This is a genomic window from Escherichia sp. E10V10, from assembly GCF_004211985.1.
Taxonomy (GTDB): domain Bacteria; phylum Pseudomonadota; class Gammaproteobacteria; order Enterobacterales; family Enterobacteriaceae; genus Escherichia.
On the sequence record NZ_RHJO01000020.1, the window covers coordinates 1 to 24,436 of the forward strand.

The following is a 24,436-nucleotide window of genomic DNA, read 5'->3' on the forward strand; positions in this document are numbered from 1 at the left end:
AACCGCGCCGTCTTTACAGACAAATTCCGGTGCACGATAGGTCCGCTTCACCCCGTCCGGTGCGGCAGGCTGGTCCTGCGGAATTTCAAATTTGATTTCCTGCAGACGGAGATAATTCACCCCTTTGTGCAGATAGGCATTTTCGACAAGACAGGCATGGATGTAATAAGTCTTTCCGGCCTCGAAATTAGATTCGGTAAAATACAGGGCGATATCGGGTGCGCCACCACTGGCTTTAAGCGGGATCTGCGTTTTTCCCAGTAACGTCAGTGGCGTGTAGTGGTTCTTTTTCTGTATCTCTTTTCCGGCAAACAGATACACCGCGCCGCCGAGCAGGTCGTGCTCCTTCACCGCCTCCCAGTTAGAAAGCAGCGGAAATGTCGCCAGGCCATAGCTGTCATCACCGGGGCGCGCCTGAGGGTTCTGCCCTTCTGCCACGCTGACAGCTGGCGCCGTCGCAGCCTCCCAGGCACTGTTGATAAAAAAGTTCGCGGTGTTGACCATCGTCCCGACGCCATAAATCCCGGCGCTGAACGCGGTAAGCAGCGTGCGGTTTTCCCGGGGCTGCACGTTAATGACAGCGCTCCCCAGGTCGTCCAGCATGACGTAAAAATAATCCCCACTGGTTCTGTCTGCCGCACAGGGGACAATTTCACTGAACGAGGCGTCGCTGATGATGGCATCTTCAGTAATGCGGGTCACGAGGGGATAAAAACAGGCCTGGGTGTTTCTGAGTCCCGGCACGGTCAGTCGCCAGGTCATGGTGGGACGAGAAGATAATGGTCGCGTGCTGTCATTGCTGTAATCAATTAACACCGGTGTATCGGCAGCAAAAGTGACGTCAACATCAATATCGGCATCCCAGGCTACATTCCAGGTCACGGTTTCAGAGGCAAGCGGAATGCCGCTATTGTCCAGGCAGCAGGAAACCGTCCACGACAATTGGTCACCTTTCTTCAGGCTGTCATTCACAGTCAGTAAGCAGCCGCCATATAAGGTATTGCCGTCCTGCCACCAGGAGATATCAGGAGGATAAAAATTCCCCCGGTTTAATTTAAATGGACATTCGGTTCCGGAAAAACTTTCACCGGTTTTCAGTTGATACTGGAAAGTGGCATAAACCGTCTGCCCGGGAAAGATATTACTGTTATTTTGCGGGCTGATTATAATTTCGGATTTGGGTTGAGAATTAGCCTCCCGACAACGTAACGGTGCAGATAAAAAACCAGATGTATTAGCTCCATAAGCCCAGACAGCTCGATTATTAATTTCACTCTCAGTAAATGGCATTTTAGCTCGATTATTTTCATCTACCGAAACCCCGACCAGATCTTTTGCCTCATGTATGTAAATAGCATCTTCACGAAACCCAAAATACACTTTTTTACTTAACTGTGGGTATTCAAGATCATAAACTGATGGATAGTAAATTACTGTATCAGTGATATCTCTATAGTTACCTGTGGAATTAGTTACCACTGGATAATCATACAGCGGTGAAAGATTTAGTGGTTCGAAAGTGTCATCAATATTCATTACGGCTCGAATATCAACATCATCAACAATAAAAACCAATTCAACGACTGCATAAGTATATGGTCCAACTGTATTTCGTTTAGTTTGGCTGTTCCCTTTTTTTATCAGACAAGGGAGCAAGCCAGCGAGATACTCACCATTGCTGTCAATGTTTACATTAGTCCAGACACTAACCTCAGGATTACTTTGCTTCAAATCTCCAGAGTAGTTTATTACTGGTTCAAAACCGTTATAATCAGAGACTGTATGAAATGTAATAGCATCTACACATAGCTTTATTTGTTTTCCAGAAACAGGATTACCATATTTATCAGTTACCTTCAAAAGATAATAAATATGATATTTTTCGATATCCCCAAGATACCCAAGGTCAGCACTGTCGAAGTATAAGCCTCCTCTATAAACACCTTTACGCATGCTTAATGTGACTGTTAACCCATCATGCGTGGTTTTTTTTTCATATACTGTTGAAGTCATATCAAAACCTTGATCCTTTGCTCTCTGATTAGATTCAACAAGATTAATAAAAATCAAAATAAATAAAAAACCATAAAACAGTTATAATAAACAGTAATAAGTATTACAGGCTATCGTTTAAATTAATCATTAAAATATAATTGAAAACACCCACATATAAACTGGTTAGAAATGGTGCTTTAAAGGGGAATAATTTTAATTGGAATAATGGCAGTAAAATAATATAAAACATAGTATCAGCCGTGCATATGCATAATGCTATGGATTTAATCCTGAAGAGAGTGTTGATATAAAAAAACTAAATTCTAATAATAATATATATCCACATATGCTTTAGCCGAAATATCTCTGGGGTTTCCGCTGTTATCTCTGATTTTCCATAACGTGGTATAGTTTTTTGTATTCGTCGTCTGACCATTTTTAAACTGCATAACATCATTCATAGTAAAACCGGTTTGCGGATCATCGCCGGGATCGGCAACACTGCCAGGATAAGGAACATATTCACCCAGTAACGAACAATCAGTAGAACAATTAAATTTACTAAATCGCACAGAATAGCCCAGTTCAGTATCCATCGAAGGGGTTGCCCCAGAACAATTAACCCCAACATCAATGCTCATCTGTTTTGACTCACTATTCGGTTTTATAATCCCCATATCTATAGTGTTTTGAGGAGTAATAAGATAACAGTAAACAGAACCAGTATCTTGTGGTACGGTCTTATTATTGATTGCGACATAACCATCCAATTCCCATGCGTCTGGCTGGCCCTGATAATCACTAAATAACCCGGCAACGTATAATCCAGGCTTCACTATTTGGTTGGAATTATTAAAAAATATCTGACATAAAATTTGTCCTGCTCCTGCATTAAACAAATATCCCAAAGGGTAATAAGAGCTCATATCTGTTCCTGTAGGGGACAACACTTTTCCCAATGGTGAAGGAGGCGTGTTCAGAAGTCCGTTACAGCTCACGGAAATATCGACAGTAATGGAACTCCCAATGGACAGTGCAAATTTTCGATTATTTTGTGTTTGGTAACTACAGCGAACACCAAGCGCAACAGGAAAAACAGCACCTTGTGTATGACTTATGCCAGTAATTTCGCATTGCGCCTGGCTGCCATCAGAGACAGATGTTGCTAAGAATGATGCTGCGTGGGAACAAGAACAGACCATAAGGAACAGCAGGAACATAAATCTGAACATAAGTTTATCTCGAGGAAAGGGGGTGTTGATGACAAGTCAGGGTTAATTCATCTAAATAACGGTCGGAATCGTGCGGTAGTTTGAAAGATGTACTGCACTGTTTATTTATTTCACTACCCCATATAACGTGTAAGTATCCTTCATCAGTTAATCCGGATAAGTAAACTTCACCATTTTCACCAACAATTCCCGCATTCCCTTTATTATGATCCGTCGCTAGACTTACTATCGCACCAAAAGGGACAACACCTCGCTGATAATGCAACGTTATAATGGCCTGCCTTCCGGTGCGTACGGGATATTCTGCAACAACAACAGCACCTTTTGTCGGCACAACGCGTCTTCCGGTTTCCGTTAACATAACGTGGCTATCCAGACCATCAGGATCGAGATTAATAGCGTTATAGCGATAATTAGTGAGTGATGGAACCACGGCATAACCTCGCCAATCAGTATTTTCGTGAGTATTAACGATATGAACCCCGGAAGCGCCGGGGGCGCGGATCAGAGCAATACTATCCCCTAAAACAGGTGCCAGCGTCACTCCCCAAGGATGGATGACAACGCCGCCAGTAGCACTGGCGCTCGCCGTCTTCTGATGATGACTCCAGTCATAGGCAAATTGCGCATTACCCGTACTTCCGTCATACCCCATGTTTAACATTGTCATCGCATCCTGGCCTTGTGACGATGACTGTCCAAACTCATAATTCCAGTTGTCATTTAACATTCCGGAAAGGCTGGCCATTTGACTAAAATCCCCCCGAGGGTCGCGAATTGCCTGATAACTGAGATCACCATAACGGGAATTTGAATTGGATGAGAAGGTATCCAGCGGTACTGAAAGGTTAAAAGAAACCTCACAATTCTTTTTCTGCCCTGGCATGGTGAGCTGATTTTTATTAACGGAGATGTTTAACGACAGAGAAACCGAACTAACAGACAATCCATATCCAAAACTAAAACGGTTATCAGTTTCACTTGAATTCCAGTAATCCTCATGAATTGCGCTAAGATTCAAATTTCCCCAATGACTAAAATTTTGTCGCAAAATGATTTGTTGTAAATTCCGGCGACGCCTTCTGTTTCTGTATAATGCACCTAATACCTGACTCCCCATTAAAGAAGTTATAACAGGTAAAGTCTGACTATCCATGAAGGACATATAACCACGCGACGCATAACGAAAATCGTAGATATCAATAGTTGTACCCGTAGTAAGAAGATTTTTTGAGTACTTAAGTCGCCATGCATTACCCGATACCGTAGAACTATGAGGTTGGCTTGCATGAGACCAGGTATTATCAATCGATACAGCGCCCAATTCTCCCAGTGAAACGCCAGCACCTGCCGTCATGGCTACATAATTTCGAGAAAGCAAAAAGCCACCATAGCCAGTAGTGTTTGCAGGTAAACCATAAATAAGAGTTCCCTGTTCGAATGCTGGTTTAACATCCTTATGATAAGAGTTAAATATAGCTTTCCCCATCTCAAACTCATATTCAGCATGGCCATTTCGCTGCATGACGGGGAGTCCGGTATAGGGTTGAACCCACTGCTGGGTATTACCATTTGCTTCCCGGACAATTACCGTCAACTCACCGCTATTCATTGTCTGTGGGATATCTGTTAGCCGGAAATCTCCAGCAGCAACGGATGTCTGATAGATGAGATTATGATTCTGATAAATACTAACCTGCGCACGCGAGCTGGCAATACCAGAAATAACAGGAGCAAAACCACGTTGATTGTCAGGTTTCATGTCATCACTGGATCTCAACTTAAGACCTGTAAAATTAATACTGTCCAGTATGTCATTTTGTGTCCAGGTTTCTCCCAGAGTAAGTTCACTCTTTAATTGTTTTAGATCTCTCGCAATATATCGGTTAGAGAATGTCGGTGAATTTGCCTGTTGCGACCATGTAATGGAACTGCGTAACCGCCATGGTCCCCAATTTGCACCACCTTGTGATGAAAGAAAAAAAGAACGCATTCTTGCATGTCTGTTGGAGAAATCAGCATCACTTTGCATACCACTGAACATATAGTTAAACATCAGAGCGGGTATGCCGTCATCCCATTTGTCAACTGCAGGAAGCTGAGAGGATTCAGATGATTTCATTACTATTTGAGGAATCTCAACATTAAGTTTTAGTTTCTGCTGTTCAAAACGAAGCGTTGCGCCAGGAATAACACGTGACAAATCATCAATATATTCACCGTTTTTTAAAGCTGCAAGTGCGTCATTACTATTAGTATTAACGCCCCAACGACTAAGTTGTTCGCGGTTTAACTGCGCAGTCAGTTTTTCTCCGTGGGGAGATACCTTAAACTTAACCATTTCTGAAGATATCCATACAGTATTAACAATAACATCAACCAGATATGTTCCTTCAGCAAGTGATGATTCCTTTTCAAACTGACTAAGGTCTATTTTTTCTATGCTGCCCTGCTGGTCTGTCACCAGTAGATCAGGATCGAAATAATCTTCAGCATGACACGATTTCTGGGAAAAAAATGGCCCAACAATCATTAATATTAATGATAATCTGAGAAGGTTTGTTTCGACTCTGGATAAGAGCAGATCAATAAGTTTCTTATGATTCATGATTAGATGAAGAATAATGTGATATCTAATGCAGCGTGAAATTGACCATTTCCGGAATCACCATCAGGCGGAACACAAATGCCTGTGAATAGTTTTGCCTTGCTATCATTCAATGAGTGGAGTTCACCTGAAGGAGCTGGCGTTACTGGCCAGGGAAGTAAATTTGCAGTAAGATTATTATAATTAATCACATTACCCTGGTTACAATGTGCAATGTTGGGTGCCGTAAATTGATCGGTAAAATTAAAAACAGCGGATAACTTAACATTTTTCGAATCTGCTGCACGGAAAGTGCGATCAGTATCTGCCACCTGCCCGCTAAAACCAACCATCACATTCTTTCCCGCATCAATGAGGCCTGTGCAGTTATTCAGAGTTAGTTCGAGAATATCAAGCGGATAGACATTATTTGGACCTACAGCAGCCAGTACCGATTTATTTATCGTCGTTTCAACCTCTGTTTTATCCAGAGAGATATCGCATGTTGTGGCTTCAACAACTGCATGAAAGTTTAAATATGCATATTCCTCTAAAGGAGCAGATGTCGGAGTTGGCATCGTAATTGCCTGCGTAACAACAGGGGCAAAAAAAATCAGAATGCTACAAAAAATATAGGGGAATTTTCTTATCAAAACATTCATATCACAACTCGCTAAAAATCCATTTGATATAAATCAGATGGCACACCAGAGTCATCCCGAAAACGCCATGAAACCTGATGCACGCCAGGTGAGCAATGTTGAACAGAAGTATTTATTTCCAATTTACCATAAGGTGGTACGGGTCTAATAAGTAGAGACTTTTTTATCTTATACTTATCAATAAATAGCTGCGTCACTTCCCTGTAATAACCCGAGCGATTTAAAATATTTAATTCACCATTATTGCAAGAAAAATAAATATCTTTTTCCTTAATTGAATCAAACATCGGGCGCCAGTAGACCCTGATGTTATAAGCAGTGACTAAGCGTAACTTAACCGAATTATACATTTTAATTTCAGATGGTATTAGTCTTAGCGTCAAATAGTATAAACTTTCTCTGCTTGATGGTAAGAGAATCGCGCGTGACGGCACTGCAAGTAAAGACACTAAGGTATCATCACCGGCACGTAGTTCGTGGACAGGAGGAGAAACTATAAAGGGTGAGACTTGATTATCATTAGCTGCCATACCCGTTTTAGGATCGTAACTTTGAATTACTGCCTGTAATAAATAATGCTCGGCTGTATGGTTAACCACCCTGAGCACGATTTTATTTAAATGTGAAGAGAAGACCAGTTTAGTTTTATTAATGAAAATACCCTGTGTAGTCTCATCGCACAACCCTTTGTTTGTTATTACTATTATAAGAAACACAACTATCTTGCGCAGAAAGGGCATAGATATCCTTTGTTATAATAAATTGTACGTCATCATTCTGGTTTCACCGCCCTGACCATTGATGAGGGTCCATTTAATTTCATCCCCTGACGATGTTATTACCTTATCAAGTGTAATTTTACTAAAAGGGGTTATTGTTCTCTGTTTACCATCTAATGCTATTTCTGTTCCATTGACAAAAACTCTGCTAAGCGTCATAAAATACGGACTGGTATTGCTGATCGTCAACGCATGTTCTTTTTTCGTAAATGATAATAATGAAACAGACTTCTCCCACGATACATTAAGGTCAGCGGGACGTGAAAGAAGTTTAATAATTAAACTCAGTGATACCGATAGCTGCTGTTTGACTTTGTTCAGTTCAAAAAATTTTTTATCAATTGCAGGTATGCTCTTGAAAACAATGTATTGTAATGTTTCTTGATTATGTTGCCATACCGGTTGCCGACGAATTATCTGTACTGTTTGCGACTGACCTGATGGCAATTTGAAAATCGGTGGCAAAATGTAAAAATTTTCCGAGGGTGTTAGTTTCTCTGTACTGCCGAGAGAATGAACAATTCCGCTCTGCACAAGCCAGGTATATTTACTGGTATTGCTAATCACTATCTCTGTGCTGTGCAATGTAGAGCTCATAATGACCCTGGTATGATCAATACTTAACCCATCAGCATGACTTTTTACAGGTAAACATAAGATAATGAACAAAAAGTACAGGGTGCGCATATTAATGAACTTTTCCCTGATGCATTTCTGCCATACCAAGATCGTTGAGAGTGACCCATGACACCTGTCGGTTGTTCCCAATTTTTGTGGACGTTAGGTCTATAGACTCAAAGGGAGAGATCATCCCCATATTTTTCAGAGTAATAGTAGCTATACTATTATGACCAAAAAAGAGGTCATGAAGCGAAATGTAATACGGACTATTATTCATAATTTTGACGCCCGTAGCAGTACGATTAAATACAATTTCTTTGGCTGCTTCATCAGCCCCCTCTTCCGTCAATCCAACTGGACGGTAAAACATTTTTATTTGTGAGGATAAAGAAAATATAATTCCAGCCTGAGTTTCAGGTAGTATCACATCTTGTAATGGTTCTGATGTGATAATACCACGAGAGATAAAATAAAAAACTGACTCTCTATCACGGGGAAGTTTGTCAACATTTTCCAACGCAATCATTTTGACTATTGATTCATTTCTTGGCGAAACTTTTTCAATTCCAGGAAGTACTTTAAAGTACTGACTATCCGGTTTACCGGCACTAACTCTGGTAATATAACTTTGCATCAACCAGGTATTGTCAGTATTATTTCTCAAACTTACCGAAACTGATGTCTTTCCTGCTGGATAAATTATCCTTAACGCATTAATTCCAATCCCATCTGCCCATGCAGATGGCAATAAAAAAAGAAACAACAAACTCAGTGAAAATTTAATCAACATAACCCTTTTACCGTATGCTTATTGGTAAATCATCATAAAATCCACAGGCACTTTAATATGCTGAGCAGACGCAGTATTCGCATTTATCGCCTGTAATGATGCGGTCAACGTTGTTTGTTTTCCATCAATTGAACTTATCACATCGCCTTTAGACACGTTGGCCAACTGAATATAATCATTGTTTTTAATTTCTGTCATAGTGGATGTATTGGCCGCAAAATCATACACACGACCTTTGAGAACCACGCCAACATCGTTTATCCCGGTATTACTCCATAATGTTGGCTCACCAGGAATACCCATTCCTGGACTAAATAATACTTCAGCATAAACCCCTCCATCACCCGGAACAGTTCCTTGTGAACTACCGGACTCGGTACAATTAGAGGCCCTTAAGTCAAAAGATTTTGTTCCCACATCTGTTTTTGACTTTGCAAAATCATTTTTTGAGAACGTACCTAATACTATGCTTTCATTTGATACACTAATATCGCATGTTGTTTCCGAAATTTCTGCATAGACATCAATATGAGCTGGTTTGCCAATTGCTATAGCGTTATTCCATACTCCCATTGTAACTATAGCCGTCAGAATACTTAGCGAATACCAATATTTCACAATAATTACCTTACTCATTATTTACAACAATAGCTAAATTCCCTTGTCATTCCTGAATCCAGTTACAAAACTAAAACTCACTTTCAGGAAAATATATCGCTAACAATCAAAAAATCTCGTAATTGAGTATATACAGCTCTGTAAATCAGAAATAGTATCAGAAACAAGATAAAAAAAGAAAAAAAGAAGATATATTTCAAAACAATAATTACGCCTTTTAGCTAAATTCCTGGATTAAAATTGTTCACTAAAAAAAATAAAACACTATACCTGTACTCATTGAAGCTATTTGATTTTATCCTTTCTGAGGATCATGCTACGCAACATGAAGTTGTCATCATCCATCAACAATAAGTCGGGCCAGGAACACCGGTACATCAGGAGGTGTGGTAAATGAGCTGGCGATGGTATTGACGACTTCTGAACGATGAAGCTCCATTATGATTGCCAGAGCTCAGCGCCAGCATAAACCACCGTAGATTGGTCACCTTATCCACGAGTTGATGAATAAAGGCTGTAAACGGTAGTTCTGCGGTAGACTGGTTATGGTCGTGGACGAAATCTGAAGCATCGATAACAGCTAATCATTTGTTGGTATGCACCCATCTATGTGTTTCATATCCCTCACTTAATCAATGAGATAAAAAAGATCAGCCTGATATTGTCAATATCAGGCTCATGTATCATCACTGTACAGTCTTCATATGAATCCGATACGGTAAATATGAAAATTAATGAATGGGCATACTTGCAACAACCTGCATTTCGTCAGTGTACAAGAATTCAGGGATTCGATGTCGCCCCCCCCTTCCTGATATAGCGACGCTGATGGCATCCCGAATTATTACTTATTTTAAGATAGTGAATAAATCACCTTAGGTTCTTTGTGTATAGTTCATTTCGTTAAGTAATTTTATCTTGCTTATTAAACTTTTGATTTACATAAGTGCCTGCCAAAATTCACATAAGAAATCACCAGGGACATAAAAAACAATTATGACAGTATCAGAATTCTGTTATCAGGTGGTTATTAATCATTATGTTTTAACCAGTTTCACGTATTGATAATAGATTAATGTTTATATGGTAATACATATTTGGCAAGGAGATATAATATGAACCCTGAATTGAATTTTGATGATGAAACCGGTGTGCTTATGTTTGGAAAAAAATCGACCAGATTAAGCCCAAAAGAAGCGGCGTTGTTTTCGTTGCTGCTGCATAAGCAGCAGTCAGATAGTATTCTACCACGAAATGAGCTTGCTCAATCTGTTTGGGGAGAACGATGGGAGGTGATCAGTAATAATAATATTCAGCAGCTTATTCTTCAGCTTCGTAGAAAAATTGATGCTGTCGGTGGACCAGTGATAATTGAAAACATTTACAAACGAGGTTATAAAATGACCATTCATGCACAAGGAGCTGGAAATACGATAAGACGTAATTTAATCACTCGATTTGTTTCACTAATATTAAATTTTATTTGAGTTCACGCTACACACACTATACCTATAATTATTTATGTAGCCTAATAGTTTAATTCCTTATTAGTGACATTAGAATAATTAAATTTCAATATTATGCAATGCTTTAGCTATTGTTCCTCTGTGCATCCAGATGGCAGGGGAATATTTTTTATTAACACTGCAATATAGCAACCACAGTATCATTTCTGACAAAACGCTTACAGGTCATATAATTAACATACAAATCATTTATTAACTAATTTGACAAAACTATAATTGAAGAAACAAGCTACCATTGGCATAAACGTTCTTCTTCATTTTTATTTATAAATCACTGAAATGTTATTTTTTAACTAATAATCAAGAATAATTGTAGTTACTCTCTATATTCCACAATCTTTTGATTATCGGCGTTATTGTTTTTTTAAATTTTTACTCAGCTAATTTGTCAACAGGAAATGTAGCACTATTGAGCCTTTCATTTGCTTTAATAACCAGGTTGTATCACAACCTTACCTTTGAATATTAACAAGTTCAGGTCAATGACGAGGCTCACCTTGCATGATTCCTCAGCTCCCCTCGTTATCTTTGGCTACGTCCAGAGTTACATGGTAAATTTTAAACATGTTCCTTTATATGGTTTGGTACCCGATCATAATGTGCACTTTCAATAAGTTATAACCAAAACCACATTCTTCAGTAACTTGTTATTCTTAATTGATACAATCAAATGACAGGTGATGCCAGATTTCATAATTATCATCAAGATTTTATTTTTTTTCGTGTGAAAATGAATGTATCTGATAGATCAATAACCCTGGATTTTATTGTTTTTAATGGAGAATTATATGATAACAAAGATGACAACCAGGTTACTTTTTGCCGGCACACTAATTCTTCCCGCTTTTGCTTTTTCTTCAGTTCTTACGGCACAGCAAAAAAATTATCTTGAAGAAATTATGGCGGCACAAATCAGTAATGAACAAGATAGAACAGCGATCAAAAATGAGTGGACCGAAGCACATCAGGTAGCAGAATTCCTGTGCCTCCCCGTTGCAATGACTGTTATACAAAAACATGAATCTCTCGTCGAGAAAGTCACACTCAGTGACGGGGAACAAAATAGTTTAATATTACATACTCCTATCAGACTAACTGGCAATGGCCAATACCTTATTTACGGGTCGAAATGGATCCCATTTTATTTCCGCTGTGATCTATCTTCTATCACTGGCAAAGTGACCCGCTTTGTAATTGATCATCATACTCCATATCCTCATAGAAATGCCGTTTTACAATAGCCCCCCCCCCGCCAACTTCACATTTATCATAGATAAATCATTCCTGTTACCAGGCAGGAATGAGTATTATTCCTGCTCACTCTCTGATGATATATACCTTTTTTTGTTACAGTAACTTCAGGTTACCCGCCCCCACGATTTCCGCCGTATATGCCACTGTTGTTCCTCTTATTTTTCTATGTCCATTTCATACTCAGCCATAACTGAGTTTACGATCTGAACTATCGTAGCCTAGTTTTCGTCATCATTTCGCAGCCAGGATGATAAACAGCAGTCTTATGCCAGTTAGCATCTAAGCGCCAGAGGATTATGACACGTTTAACCACCTTCAATGATCACAGACATAAGTAATCAACTGTATTGAATATCTGATACAAATCTTCTATTTTTATATTATTTTTATTACACTGGTCAATAATAAGTATTTCGCTTCGACAATACTGTTCAGTTAGACAAACGTAGTGTGTGTGATATAAGAAGTAGATACTCAAGCAGAACATAAGGAACATGATATGAAAAAAATACACGTCCTACTACTAGTCTCATTCATATTATCAGGATGCACAACAGAATGGCAACGCACTCGCTCTGATGCCCAGGATCTTTCAACTGCACAATATGAATGCGGAACATTGGCTGAAGAGAAATATCCCGTTAAGAATAGAGTAGCGGAAAGAACAGTTTATGAAGCACACGTCGAAAAATGTCGCAACAACAGGCACTGCAAAAAAAAGTATGATAGCTCACCAACCTTACGAAGTTATGTGATTGATGTCAATGAACATACTCGTTATGAGTGGATAGAACTTTGTATGCAACAAAGGGGATGGATATCCAAAGTTAAAGTGCTTATGTAAGGTAAGTGATAAGAATAATTATCAGGCAATGGCCCTATATACACAATTTTTAATCCTGTTAATAATGATTCTTGTGTGAGGTAATTCCTGCTACAACCGTCCTACTCATTGTTCGATTTTCCCACCATGTATCATGGTGGGTATTTTTTATCTCAAAAGAAAATATCATCTAAATATGATTACGCTCGATTATCTTTATCGTTATAATTTTAGTCAGTGCGCATTTTGTATTCTTCAATATATCCCTGTTCATTACCGATACATTATTGTATTGCTATATAATTCCCCCCTACTGACATCATACATCGACAGCTGCCACAAAAACTACGGGCATACGCTTCACTATATTTGTCACAGCGCCGCTATATGCCCGTACTAAAACAGTAATATGTTACTGTAATCCGGATTCTGTTTTCTGTCAGAAAGTCTCGCTTAATTGAGCCACAGCACCATATGTCCGATCAGTGCCCACCAGGCCTGCCAGATCCAGATGTACCATATTAAAAGGTGAAATGCCGATACCGGCAGTAAAGGCGCTACCCTCTGAAGAAGCGATGTTCTGACGATAGCCCGCACGTAGTTGCACCCAATTCCAGGCGTTAACTTCAGCCCCCATAGCCGCAAACTGGCGCTTTGTATCATGGGTAAAACCACTGGCCGGCGTCAGATCTACATCCAATGCAGTCGTCACGATTCCGTTATGCCATGAGCCCCCGGCAGTTACCTGTGGGCGAATCCTGAAGGTTTCTTTCAGCCCGTTAACTTCTTTCGTATCAATACTACGGGGAACAATATTTTGCCCAGCCAGACCCAGCATCCAGTGTTCATTCAGCTCAGTAGCAAAACCAATGTCGGCATTAATACCGGGAGTATTATTACGGTATTCATGGCTACGGAAATCGTGGCTGTCGTAATTCTGTACCGTGGTATTGTAATTAAACAGATCCACACGCTGATATTTCGGAGTTACGCCAAGAGAATACCTGAGCCCGTTCGTCTCAAACGTCCTAGCAATAGCAATCCCGACATCACTCACTGCCGCCGCACGACCATAGGCCCGCGATGTCAACGTATCAGTATCGCTCGCTGTTGGAATAATTTTGCCCTTAGTCACATCATCCAGATATTGCAGATCGTGGTCGCTGACCTTTCCTTCCACCGTTGCCGTCCCCCATGACTTCAGTATCAGGGCAAAAGGTAATTGACTGTTCGGAACTGTCGCGACCATGCCTACACTCGCCAGCACATTCACCTGTGTATTTTTAAATTTCTCCAGTTGATGTTGCAGATCGGTCGCGGCCCCCAAAGGCGCGACTGCACCAGATAGAGCTGCATCATAGCGATCCCAGGCATCTTTCACGGCATCCACATCGCTCTGCAAATGGTCGGGATCCGATACCTGTACTCCGACTGACGGCAGAATCATGCTGAAATCATCGGAAGCGGTGGCACTCGTCATCAGTGCCGGATTAGCGAGTGCTGCCGCACAATAATGAGACGATGCAACTCCCGTCCCTCCCATAGCATCATTACTGGCTTCCATATAGGTCGTAGACGACTGAGCATTACCAGACAGAGCAGTAAAAAAAGCACAGGTCAGCAGAGAATACTGACTTAGCGTAAATTTCATTTTTATTTTCCTGGCCAAAAGAATGAATTGTTTTTAATAAAAATCCCACCGAAGCTATATACAGGCATCGCCCCCAAAAAATAGTGCGTAGTTATCACGAAGGGAGATTCTGATATTTAATCGATGCCGAAACAGATTGTTTCCTATAACTCAAGACACCTAACCAATCGGTAAGTTCACGGATATTAATCGCAGTAACTAATAATCTTTTTTTAATACTCTGAGGCTGGTTCAGCACTACCATGTCCAGCATCAGACAATGCTTACTTATTGATTTTAATGAATATAACTTACATAAACGACAATGTGTATTTAATTTACGACTTACAAGCACGCCATTCCTGTGTTACGCAGGACTCTCATATTTTCCGTATTTTGCACATTATTTTATTTATGTTTATTTAAATTCATTCAGTTATGATTTTTTATCAAACATCATATTTTAGCCTTATGTAAAATAAAATCACCACCACCGTACAATTCATTAACAAATAAACCATTGATGATATACAAAAATAGTCACACCAAACAGTAAATTACTTTAAGAAAACACAATTCGTATTTCACGTTCTAATCCATCACTGAATAGGAAAGCAGATTCATTGTAACAGCTCCTGCTTTATGACTTCCCATCAGAATTTCATCACGACACCATCAGGATATTCCAGTCTCCCGTTGCAATGATAGACGAACAAAATCCGATCTTTTCTACCCGTTCAAAAGCCGGTCCAGAGTTAACAGTTTTTCACATCGTGCCAACTCCCGGGTTCAAAGAGATCTTAAAGAAATCATCGGATGAATTTACAGCATCGGAATTTCTACATATTAACGAGAGGTCTACATTATGTATCGACATCATCGTTCTTTATTGTTTTTACTGATGTTAGGTTACCATGCCTCAACACTGGCATCGCCGGTACACCACATCAGACACACTCCTGTCGTCAATCATCATCGCAAAACAAAAACATCCCACTCGACAAGACAGCATAAATTGTCGCCCAATACAGTCTTCATTAATACGCTGATGGCACAACTGGGTAAGCCATATCGCTGGGGAGGCGCTTCCCCTGAAACCGGATTTGATTGCAGTGGTCTTATCTGGTACGCGTGGCGTAAGAATTTTCACATTACCCTTCCCAGGACCGCCGCCGGCATGTATTCCATGCCACAGGCACACCATGTTCCTTATATGCTTCTACAACCTGGTGACATGGTATTTTTCTCAATACATGGGGAACGTGTCGATCATGTCGGTGTTTATGTGGGAAATGGACATTTCATAGAAGCGCCACATACAGGGCAAAATGTCAAAATTGTCAGCCTGGAAAAAGATTTTTACCGCCGTCATTATCTGGGAGCAAGACGTCTGATGATTTCCTGAGGCGTTCCGATTCCGTATGCTGACCACACAAAAGCAGGGAGGACTTCAGTACATCCTTATACTGGACGGACTGGAGTTCTCCCTCCAATGGATATGTGCTTAGAAAGCGTCATATATATCCATCATTCTCTCTGGAGAGAGACCGCCCGGAAACGGGGAACACTTATGCGATCATCGAGAAGAACAATTCACCAGACATATCAAATTATTTCTATATCGCACACCACTTTATACCTATCAAATTAATTAACCAAATGATTTAAAACGATATTTATAGACTTCACCATAAGGATATAATAATTATTATTCCTATGGTAATAAATTATACAGTACATAAGATTGAATGAACGATAAGATAACCATAAACAGGTTAGTATATAAGCCATAAATAACATCGGATTTCATTTAATTTTATTAATATCCATAGTGTTCCATTCTACAGGAATAAAAATATTAATTTTACCAGCAATGAGGGGTTGTTTATGAATGCAATTACCGGTGTTTTAGTGGATGGATATATTTTTGATATTAAAAATTATATGATTGATGATTATCATTTTCCTAACACTCTGTTCCCTGGTGCTACCTTTAAGATGGTCATTGATGATGACCCGGCCAACAATACTAACGTAGCCTGGAAGTGTATTCCTGATAAAATACTGACTGTTAGTCAGGATGGCACAGTGACCTTTCCGAACGTGGATGAAAGTTGTTGTAGTAAATCGTTTTATATTTTTGCTTAGTGAATTTTTGTCAGGATATACCTTTACTGTAAAACGTTATTTTAAATATAGCACTAAAATTTATCACACAAAAGAAGGGGCTTTAACATGGATTGCAAGTGTAAAGGGACAACTTCCAGCACGGCGCGATATTAATGATTCCGATTTGAACAATTATGAACAATATAACAGGCGCGAGGTTAATACCGGCCTTTATCAGGAATGGGGCACATTGGCTAATGTTGGATGGAAATTAGAACCACAGTTAGATGGTTACTGTCGCATTTATACGGCTGAAAACGATGAATTTTATTGTGCAGAGAATAATAGACTAGATCAGCTCACTGATTCTGGGTATATCGTTCAGGCAGTAGCATTCTATGGCGAGCCTATAGCCAAGTAGTGAGAAAGGTTAAATTCCTTTGCTCACTGTCATTTTCATTATTGTAAAGTAAACAACCACTAAAATTATCAAAATACACGCAGTAAAAAAGGATCTTATAAAGATCCTTTCTTGCGCTATCCATACAGTCCTTATCCTTACCAAACCTGTCTGCAACACCAGACCGTACGAATGAGGACGTTTGAGGTACAATCTTACTGCATTTCGCTCGTTTTTATGCTCCAGGAAATCTGAAGCGTTTAACGTTCATAGCAGGAATCGATTACCTGTCTGTTGTAAATCCTGACCAGGCACTTTCACCAGTTACAGTTCTTAAATTGCAACCATGTGCAGATTATCGCTTCTCGCGTGATGCACATTTTTCTGGAACAACAGTGACGCTCTCACTTTTTAGCTCGACAATTTTTTGTTTTACGGGAGCCTGAGTTAATACTTCAGCTTTACCTGTAAAAACACCACCTTTCTTAATAGATAAAGAAATATAAACCAATGTTCCATCCAGACGGCCATTTTCATAAATATCAACAGAATCAGACTGACAATGCCCTTTTATATTACCATCCACAATTAACTCCCGGCTGGTAATATTTCCTTCCACGACACCATTGCGCATTATTTTCACCAACCCATCCTTAGCAATTACGTTCCCATTCACACAACCATAGATGTATATTTGTTTATTAGAATTTATATTGCCATCAAAGACGACATCACTGGCAATAACCGTGCTATCTGTCCCTGTCTCATTAGCTGAATTTCTGTTTTCCATTTTTTTTACAGTACTACCGACGTCTACAACACTTTCCGGTGTTGAAAGTATTTCTAATTTATCTTTTGCTGCCTTAGATTTGTTAAACATCATGAGTATCCTTTTCTGTAAAAAATGCGTTGAGAAAGAAAAAATTATGAGAAAAAACAATATCACTGCGATAAAAAACTTTCCTGAATACCAGAAAAATAATGCCAGACTCCAGGAAATGATTCCCGCATTCAGAAACATGTTGTTCGCTGTATAATTATGAGAAATAGAGTTCATCGGTGAAATCATCTGTAAACGATATCTTCGGGAAGATGCTTATCCCAAATGATGTTAAGGCAAGGTAACTTCCCCATAAATACAGTCGCCATTACTGTGATTGTGTACGCTACCTCATCCCACAATAACTGTGATGTATTGCTTCTCATCTCAACATATTTACTTTGATTTACAATAATCATGGACCGGGACATAACATACCTTCTTCAGTGGTTATACGACTGCAATGAGGATCGCTGCCGCAATGTACATTGACTCACTGTACAAATCGGCCCAGGGGGAAAATTCTAAAGGGTTGAGGTCATGCGCTAAACGGTAGGTAACCAGAAAGTGTCGTTGGCCATCTGAACAGAGATAATATGCTCTCCACAGAACATGACAGCCGATGGCGTAAAAAGTATCGCAACAATAACAACCATGAAGGGTGTAATGATGGGACTATAGCCTGATGGCGGCTCACGAAAGAACAGGGGTAGTTAGTTGCCAGCTGCCCACCATGGGTATAAACGCGGTGGTCCTGGATACACGCTATCTTGAATCACCTTAACTGGTTGAGAGATGGCCAGTTTTAGTTAATCAATACAAATCCACGTTAAGCGTTATGTGTTGATATCGATGCGAAGGTATTGAGAAAGTAGTGAGCCGTACAGGGTTAGCCTACCGGACATCATGAAACCGGCGCGAATGCCTTCGCCCCTGTACACCCATCATATGCGAAAGTGACCATGCTTAGGGCATAAAAAAACCGCTAATGCGGTATATGGCACGATGATTGTCGGGAGGCTAATCCCGGCCGCAGATTTACTACAGCACTGGAATATTCTACCAATGGCACATTTATGTCAATTCGGGTAATTACCGGGGAGTTATTCAAATGGTTAATGAGTCAACGCTAAGTCAGGCATTGCCCATGAGCCCCTGATCAGCAAGTCATCCATAACATCAGGAATAGAGAAAGATATGAGCCAGACATTAGCTGCTCGGGTTCTTATAAATAATCAGTAACAGCCAAATCAACCTGAGCTAATAGACCTTATAAGTTCAGAAGCACTATTCTTATAATTAGTTACTAACTCAATGATCTGTTTAACTTCAAAATAAAGAGAAGGATCAACTACAGGAATAACATCATTACTCTTACATATAAATTTAGTTTTCTCACTACCTGAATAACAACGTTCAGCCTCAGCAAGAATAGATATTACTGAACCGCATTCAATATTGTATTCTATTAAATTTCCATTTAATGAGATAGCAGGGATCCTGAATTTTGATTTGATTTTATCATTACCATCTATTATCAAACCTTTTGATTCAAGATATTTTTCCATTACTGTAACATAATCAGTACCCAATGCTTCCAACCCTGCAACTATCGCAAAGATGTTCTGTATATTATTCTGTATAATCAATGTGTTATCTAATAATTTTTTCGCATATTCTATATATTGCAAGGATGATTTTTGCCACTTTTGATACTCTTCGTTTCTGTTTTCATTTTCCTTTTTTACAACATCTATATATTGATAAATTTCCCTAAAATCCCCCTCTCCCCCATTCAGTTCGAAAATACCAGAAATGCCTCGCGTTATATCGTGCAGTAATATTTTAATTGCTTCATTGAGCTTATCATTTGCTTTCTGGTAACGTTTTGAACGTATTAAAGCTTGTTGGCGAGTTTTCTCTAATTTTTCTGCGATTCGAGCATTAACAACAAAATCACCTTCAATTGTGGATTCAGGGAAGGCCGGATAATGATATTTTTTGATAAGTGACAGAGCGTAAGGTTCTTTGCTTACATCTACCACCTGAACAGGAAATTGAACCAGTATTGGCAGGTCATCGCAATAATGTGATGACGTCTCACTACGAAAAGCTAATGTCCCGTTAATCCCTAATTTTTTTACACAATGGTCATCAACGCTACACATAGTAAAGTATGCGTCTACTAACTGAAACCTCTTCAACAACCGCTGTCGGCAATCAGAATTTTTTGCTATATCCAGCAATCGGCATAATAGCCGGTAGTTGCCGTAACCAGACTTATCATTTGTAGATACCAATAAACTCAAACTGAGACAGGCCTGTGAGACCAGGTGACGCAATGCTTCAACATAGTTTTGTTGAGCAAGTTCTTTTTCTGCGCTTTCAGATAGTTTTGCTATTTGCGAAGATACCATTAATAAACCAGCAATTACCTTCGCTTCTTTTTTCTGCGCCTTGCCAAAATCAGGGCTAATTGTACGCATGATAATATTGAGACAGTTATGAATTGCATAATCAGCAATAGCATCAGCCCTGCTAAAATCGACGTTTACCCCTGCAACATCCAGCTGATATTTTGTCGAATACGTTTCAATTCCATCCAATGCAGCGGTTTCTAAATGACTCATCGCACATACAGTAGAGCATACCTGGACATATTTTTCTGACATATGCGATTTTCTCCCTTCAAAAGGATCGGCACACTAAGCTGATATGTCTTAACACGACTTAACAAGCACAGAACACATCATCAGTTGCGATCCCGACGCTTAATCCTTACGGTTCTTTTATTCAGATTTTCCAACGTTAACGTTAATAAAATAAAAACTGGGTCAAACAGCCATCATGGCAATACTGTCGCAAGGTGAACAGTTCAGTATTTATCTAAACGTTTTTTGCCTACATACCTGAAAAGTACATGAAGGATTATTGGTACATAGTAGCCATTACATTCCGAAATAAAGCTCTTTTCTATCAGGTTGTTGCCTTACTGTAATCTGCCATTTAGTCATGCTGACTTATACAAAGCGATTTCATGTTCTACTGAACCGCCTTTTTCATTCATGATGATTAAAATCTTTCGCCAACCTTCAGTGTAAGCAATCCATTGATTTACTGAATTTTTTCAAAAAATTTCAGGTTGAAATCGTCAACATTAGCATTCGTGTACTTAAGGTTCCTCTGTCAGTCATTAACCATACGTTGGTCCACACCTTTAACAGATACGTTTTATAACAACGTTTCATCATTTAACAATGTTAAGTGAGATTTTTATTGATAAAGCGACCAGGTAGCTATTTGCAGGCAGTAAGAAAAGCGCATCAACAGACTTTATAGCCCAAAAATTTGAGGTCAGAACTCAATCCGTAATTTCCACTTTCAGTTCCGGCGCCAATGAGTCGAGAGTCACAATAGGTATAATGTGTTAACAATCACTGAATGATATTTCAGCCCTCTTCACCCTGGTGATTTCGCCATAGAGAAAACACAAATAAAGCTTTGATTTATAGCGTTTTTTACTACCGATTTCAGGGTGAAATCGACACACGGTTACTCAGTGCAAACTATTATTTCATACATAACTTTATAATTTTTTTTACCAATGAGAAATATGGCAGAAATGGATACTACGTCCACATATCAGCCATATTAAATGGAGTACCTTTCCACATATGACATAAAAAAAGGACTAAGCATCTCGATCAAAGAAAAGCTATCTTCATACAGCGGGCTAAGAACGTAAGGAATGAATTAATAATGACAAGAAGAAAACAATTAAATAGCCTGCTAAAAATCGGGCGACATCATGGGGGAAGCTTTTCAACTTACAGACTGATATGAATCAAAAAAGAATAACACACATATGAATAACAGAATTAAAGGGTAATTAGCCAGAAAAGACGGTTCAAGTTTTGATGTCATTTCTATAAAAGACCAATTCAAATTAATACTATAGATAGTAATCTTATACTCTGGCTGACCAGGATAATGAAGGATTGTCCTTATGATAAACTATAGACAGAACATACTTATTAAGGATAAATAAGCTACAGTGAGTAATAAGCATCTTTAATATGCATGAGCATAAGTATGATCATCACCAGGCTCTAACCTAGAATGCCAGGATATAGTTATCGTTTTGAATTATTTATTGTTTATTCATATATTGATTTTAAATTGCACAAACATTCGTACGCTCAAAAGAGCAAGAAGCCAGAGCTATCAAAGCAATCTGAACCAGATCATGATGCATAAGCTATAGAGAGAACAGATGTTGTAAGAGATATCTTCAGATTAGCTCTGTTATTTTGAAATAACATATAGATATAAAAATACATATGATAAATGATACAGATATAACAGGCACTTTCGTTAATCAGACAACATTATATCCTCATCGCTCAAACCAATATAACAGTGTGTCATAAGCACTTTATCAGCTTTCTTACACTCTTACATGATAACCACGTCCCGAACTTTGGCCTCTGAGCTTTCCTGTCTTTATCTTTTCTTTAGCTGATGTTTCTCAGCATATCAGTACGTTAGTTTCATTTAAATAAACTATAGGCAGCAATATAAACTATAGAGAGTAACATATGCTATAGGTAGTAACATAAACTATAGAGAGGGAGTAGTGTCGATTTTTAAGATTAATATAAGCTATAGCGAGTATAAGCACTAAGGCAAAAAACAAGTAACTATCTGATTTATATTGCATTAATAGCATTTGTGTTTACTTTTTAATCTGCTTATTACTTATTATATTTAAATCAGTAATCCTTAACTTGATGCAAACACCATTGAGCAGAGCAAAGGTCGTCAAAATCCTATGTAAAACCAGGCTTAAAAGAAATCAATAGTGATGCAGAACAGCACCACTATTGATGTAAGAATGAGAGGGGATGTATAAAACACATTAATTTTCAGCTAGTTATATAAAAAACTGAAGATATCAGCGTTGCAAAATCGAAAGACACTATCCGATTAAACATAAACTATAGTGAGTATTCAGTCCATTCTACTGACTACAGCTTATGTTTTACGAAGGTTCAAAAGAGCTTCCAAATCTTTGAGATCAATCCCCAGCTTTTCTAGTAACTTAACTTTTTCAATCAGAGAAGGATCAACCGAGTCATTTGTATGCTCAGGTTGTTCATAGGCTTCACTATCAGAGCGGGGAGCTTTTAACTTAGGCCTGCGATAATGCACGTTAAAATACACACTCCGTCCACGTTGCAGCTCCGTGTAATCCAGATATCCGATCTCTTTCAGCTGCTCCATTGCCCTGCGAACCGTCTGATTTTGCGAAAAAACAGGCGATTTCAGGTTTAGCCTGGCGCGCAAACGCGCTATTGAGATAGGTGCAGGATTTTTGGGCAAGCTTTCGATATAGGTGTACAGAGCCTGCGCGGACTCACGCCGCTTAAGCGCGTTTATCGCTTTTAACTGCAACAGAACTTTTCGGTCAAACTGATAAAGCTCAAATAATCGGGGGTCAGCCTGGAGTATGACGATATCTTTAGCTGTGTCGTAGTACGCGGATTGAACCAAATGCGTCGTATATTCTTTAGTCTGGCTGGTAAACGAAATGACTGTCCCGGCAATCCGTTTTAAGGAAGGGCTGATACGTTCACGAAGCTTTTTAGACGATCGGCTTGACGGGATCCCGCAAAGCTTTACAAATTCAACAAACGAAAGCTGAACCTTATCACCTATAACTTTATGTTTTGCAAAAGAATGTATGATTCCCACCCAGGTTTTGAAATCATTGTCCATATCCAGTCGCGGGCCAATGATTTCCACTTTGTCAAAACCCTCAGCCTTAGCAAGTGAGAGTCTGGTCAACTCTTCAGTGGCATCTGTCGTTGAGAGTGTATTTTTTTTACTGTTTTTAAGCGATTTGAGGGTAGGCACAAATACCCCCAGGCGCATTAGCGCAACAGGCTGTACAGTGTTATTAGCGTTCGGAGTAAGAGATACAACTTCTCCTGTTCGCTTATCTACTTCATCAAAAAAATCTTTAATATCAATATCTTTTTCCAAAATCAGCTCCAAGTTTGGGCACCCAGTCCATATAACCGAGCTAATAGCACAAGAAAACAGCTGTTGATATGCTGTGCGTAACCTGTGTATACACCTGTATGAATCTATAAGGGCATCCGTATGTCATTATAAAATAAAGAAAAAATACATTATCGCTATCGTTTAATTTTATAGAGAGTGCTCACTATAGCTTATACAGACTGCAAACTACAGCCTGGGTTTATCTCGCTACAGCATATATGAATGCAGGCTATAGTTTATAATTTACAAACTATAGCTTATCAAGATCGCCCGGAAGTCAATGTTGACGCAGGCTACAGCGATCTGGGATCTATTTAGGATCTTAAAAGGATCTACTTAGGATCAACTACTGTGATCTAAACGAATAAAGTAATTATGAGTAATGAGCAGAAAAGTTCATCGCCAGAACCCGGGAATGACAAGAGACATCAGCTGATTATCTGAAGGTAAAGTGTGCCAGGCAATCATCATCAACCTGAGGCCACATACGATTACTACCGGTACGCATCATCTCGTACGACGGG

18 protein-coding genes are annotated in these 24,436 nt (G+C 39.2%); 6 read left to right on the plus strand and 12 right to left on the minus strand.

Annotation, left to right across the window (positions count from 1 at the left end):
• From D9736_RS19120 to D9736_RS19155, 8 genes are all read right to left on the minus strand, one after another.
• Positions 1 to 2,013 (minus strand): hypothetical protein (locus D9736_RS19120; RefSeq protein ID WP_130236388.1); only part of this gene is annotated, 2,013 nt, incomplete at its 3' end.
• A 305-nt stretch (positions 2,014 to 2,318) separates the two neighbouring features.
• Positions 2,319 to 2,921 (minus strand): hypothetical protein, encoded by a 603-nt coding sequence (locus tag D9736_RS19125; protein ID WP_130209583.1) that lies wholly within the window; start codon positions 2,919 to 2,921, stop codon positions 2,319 to 2,321.
• Positions 2,922 to 3,231: 310 nt separating this feature from the next.
• Positions 3,232 to 5,835 carry a fimbria/pilus outer membrane usher protein gene (locus D9736_RS19130; RefSeq protein WP_130209581.1) on the minus strand — a complete coding sequence of 868 codons (2,604 nt, stop codon included), beginning with the start codon at positions 5,833 to 5,835 and terminating at the stop codon, positions 3,232 to 3,234.
• Between the two features lie 2 nt (positions 5,836 to 5,837).
• Positions 5,838 to 6,392: a hypothetical protein gene (locus D9736_RS19135; RefSeq protein WP_130209579.1), complete on the minus strand. Its 555-nt coding sequence runs from the start codon at positions 6,390 to 6,392 to the stop codon at positions 5,838 to 5,840.
• 95 nt (positions 6,393 to 6,487) lie between these two features.
• Positions 6,488 to 7,216: a fimbria/pilus periplasmic chaperone gene (locus D9736_RS19140; RefSeq protein WP_130236387.1), complete on the minus strand. Its 729-nt coding sequence runs from the start codon at positions 7,214 to 7,216 to the stop codon at positions 6,488 to 6,490.
• Positions 7,217 to 7,228: 12 nt separating this feature from the next.
• Entirely contained in the window at positions 7,229 to 7,942 is a 714-nt protein-coding gene (locus D9736_RS19145) for a molecular chaperone (RefSeq protein WP_130209575.1), read from the minus strand.
• Position 7,943: 1 nt separating this feature from the next.
• Positions 7,944 to 8,666 carry a molecular chaperone gene (locus D9736_RS19150; RefSeq protein ID WP_130236386.1) on the minus strand — a complete coding sequence of 241 codons (723 nt, stop codon included), beginning with the start codon at positions 8,664 to 8,666 and terminating at the stop codon, positions 7,944 to 7,946.
• An 18-nt stretch (positions 8,667 to 8,684) separates the two neighbouring features.
• Positions 8,685 to 9,302, minus strand: coding sequence for a fimbrial protein (locus tag D9736_RS19155; RefSeq protein ID WP_130209571.1), 618 nt, complete (start codon positions 9,300 to 9,302; stop codon positions 8,685 to 8,687).
• A 1,097-nt stretch (positions 9,303 to 10,399) separates the two neighbouring features.
• Between D9736_RS19155 and D9736_RS19160 the strand changes: the two genes are divergently transcribed.
• From D9736_RS19160 to D9736_RS19170, 3 genes are all read left to right on the plus strand, one after another.
• Positions 10,400 to 10,771: a winged helix-turn-helix domain-containing protein gene (locus D9736_RS19160; protein ID WP_130209569.1), complete on the plus strand. Its 372-nt coding sequence runs from the start codon at positions 10,400 to 10,402 to the stop codon at positions 10,769 to 10,771.
• 827 nt (positions 10,772 to 11,598) lie between these two features.
• On the plus strand, positions 11,599 to 12,051 hold the full coding sequence (locus tag D9736_RS19165; RefSeq protein ID WP_130236385.1) for a hypothetical protein: 453 nt from the start codon (positions 11,599 to 11,601) through the stop codon (positions 12,049 to 12,051).
• A 512-nt stretch (positions 12,052 to 12,563) separates the two neighbouring features.
• Positions 12,564 to 12,908, plus strand: coding sequence for a hypothetical protein (locus D9736_RS19170; protein WP_130209565.1), 345 nt, complete (start codon positions 12,564 to 12,566; stop codon positions 12,906 to 12,908).
• A gap of 418 nt (positions 12,909 to 13,326) precedes the next feature.
• On the opposite strand, the gene D9736_RS19175 is transcribed toward D9736_RS19170, so the two are convergent.
• Positions 13,327 to 14,538 (minus strand): conjugal transfer protein TraF, encoded by a 1,212-nt coding sequence (locus tag D9736_RS19175; protein WP_167850505.1) that lies wholly within the window; start codon positions 14,536 to 14,538, stop codon positions 13,327 to 13,329.
• A gap of 844 nt (positions 14,539 to 15,382) precedes the next feature.
• On the opposite strand from D9736_RS19175, the gene D9736_RS19180 reads away from it, so the two are divergent.
• From D9736_RS19180 to D9736_RS19185, 3 genes are all read left to right on the plus strand, one after another.
• Positions 15,383 to 15,922: a C40 family peptidase gene (locus tag D9736_RS19180; protein ID WP_130209563.1), complete on the plus strand. Its 540-nt coding sequence runs from the start codon at positions 15,383 to 15,385 to the stop codon at positions 15,920 to 15,922.
• Positions 15,923 to 16,404: 482 nt separating this feature from the next.
• The gene (locus D9736_RS23640; RefSeq protein ID WP_240730454.1) at positions 16,405 to 16,665 is read left to right on the plus strand and encodes an Ig-like domain-containing protein; all 261 of its coding nucleotides are present in this window, start codon (positions 16,405 to 16,407) and stop codon (positions 16,663 to 16,665) included.
• Positions 16,625 to 17,047 (plus strand): hypothetical protein, encoded by a 423-nt coding sequence (locus tag D9736_RS19185; protein WP_240779359.1) that lies wholly within the window; start codon positions 16,625 to 16,627, stop codon positions 17,045 to 17,047. Before D9736_RS23640 ends, D9736_RS19185 begins: the two co-directional genes overlap by 41 nt.
• Before the next feature lie 334 nt (positions 17,048 to 17,381).
• Here the strand turns inward: D9736_RS19185 and D9736_RS19190 are convergent, their stop codons facing one another.
• From D9736_RS19190 to D9736_RS19200, 3 genes are all read right to left on the minus strand, one after another.
• Positions 17,382 to 17,909, minus strand: a complete 528-nt coding sequence (locus D9736_RS19190; protein ID WP_165382768.1) for a polymer-forming cytoskeletal protein — start codon at positions 17,907 to 17,909, stop codon at positions 17,382 to 17,384.
• 1,187 nt (positions 17,910 to 19,096) lie between these two features.
• On the minus strand, positions 19,097 to 20,518 hold the full coding sequence (locus tag D9736_RS19195) for a hypothetical protein (protein ID WP_130236384.1): 1,422 nt from the start codon (positions 20,516 to 20,518) through the stop codon (positions 19,097 to 19,099).
• 2,362 nt (positions 20,519 to 22,880) lie between these two features.
• A complete protein-coding gene (locus D9736_RS19200) occupies positions 22,881 to 23,873 on the minus strand; it encodes a RepB family plasmid replication initiator protein (RefSeq protein WP_130236391.1) in 993 nt (330 codons plus the stop codon).
• Between the last annotated feature and the right edge of the window lie 563 nt (positions 23,874 to 24,436).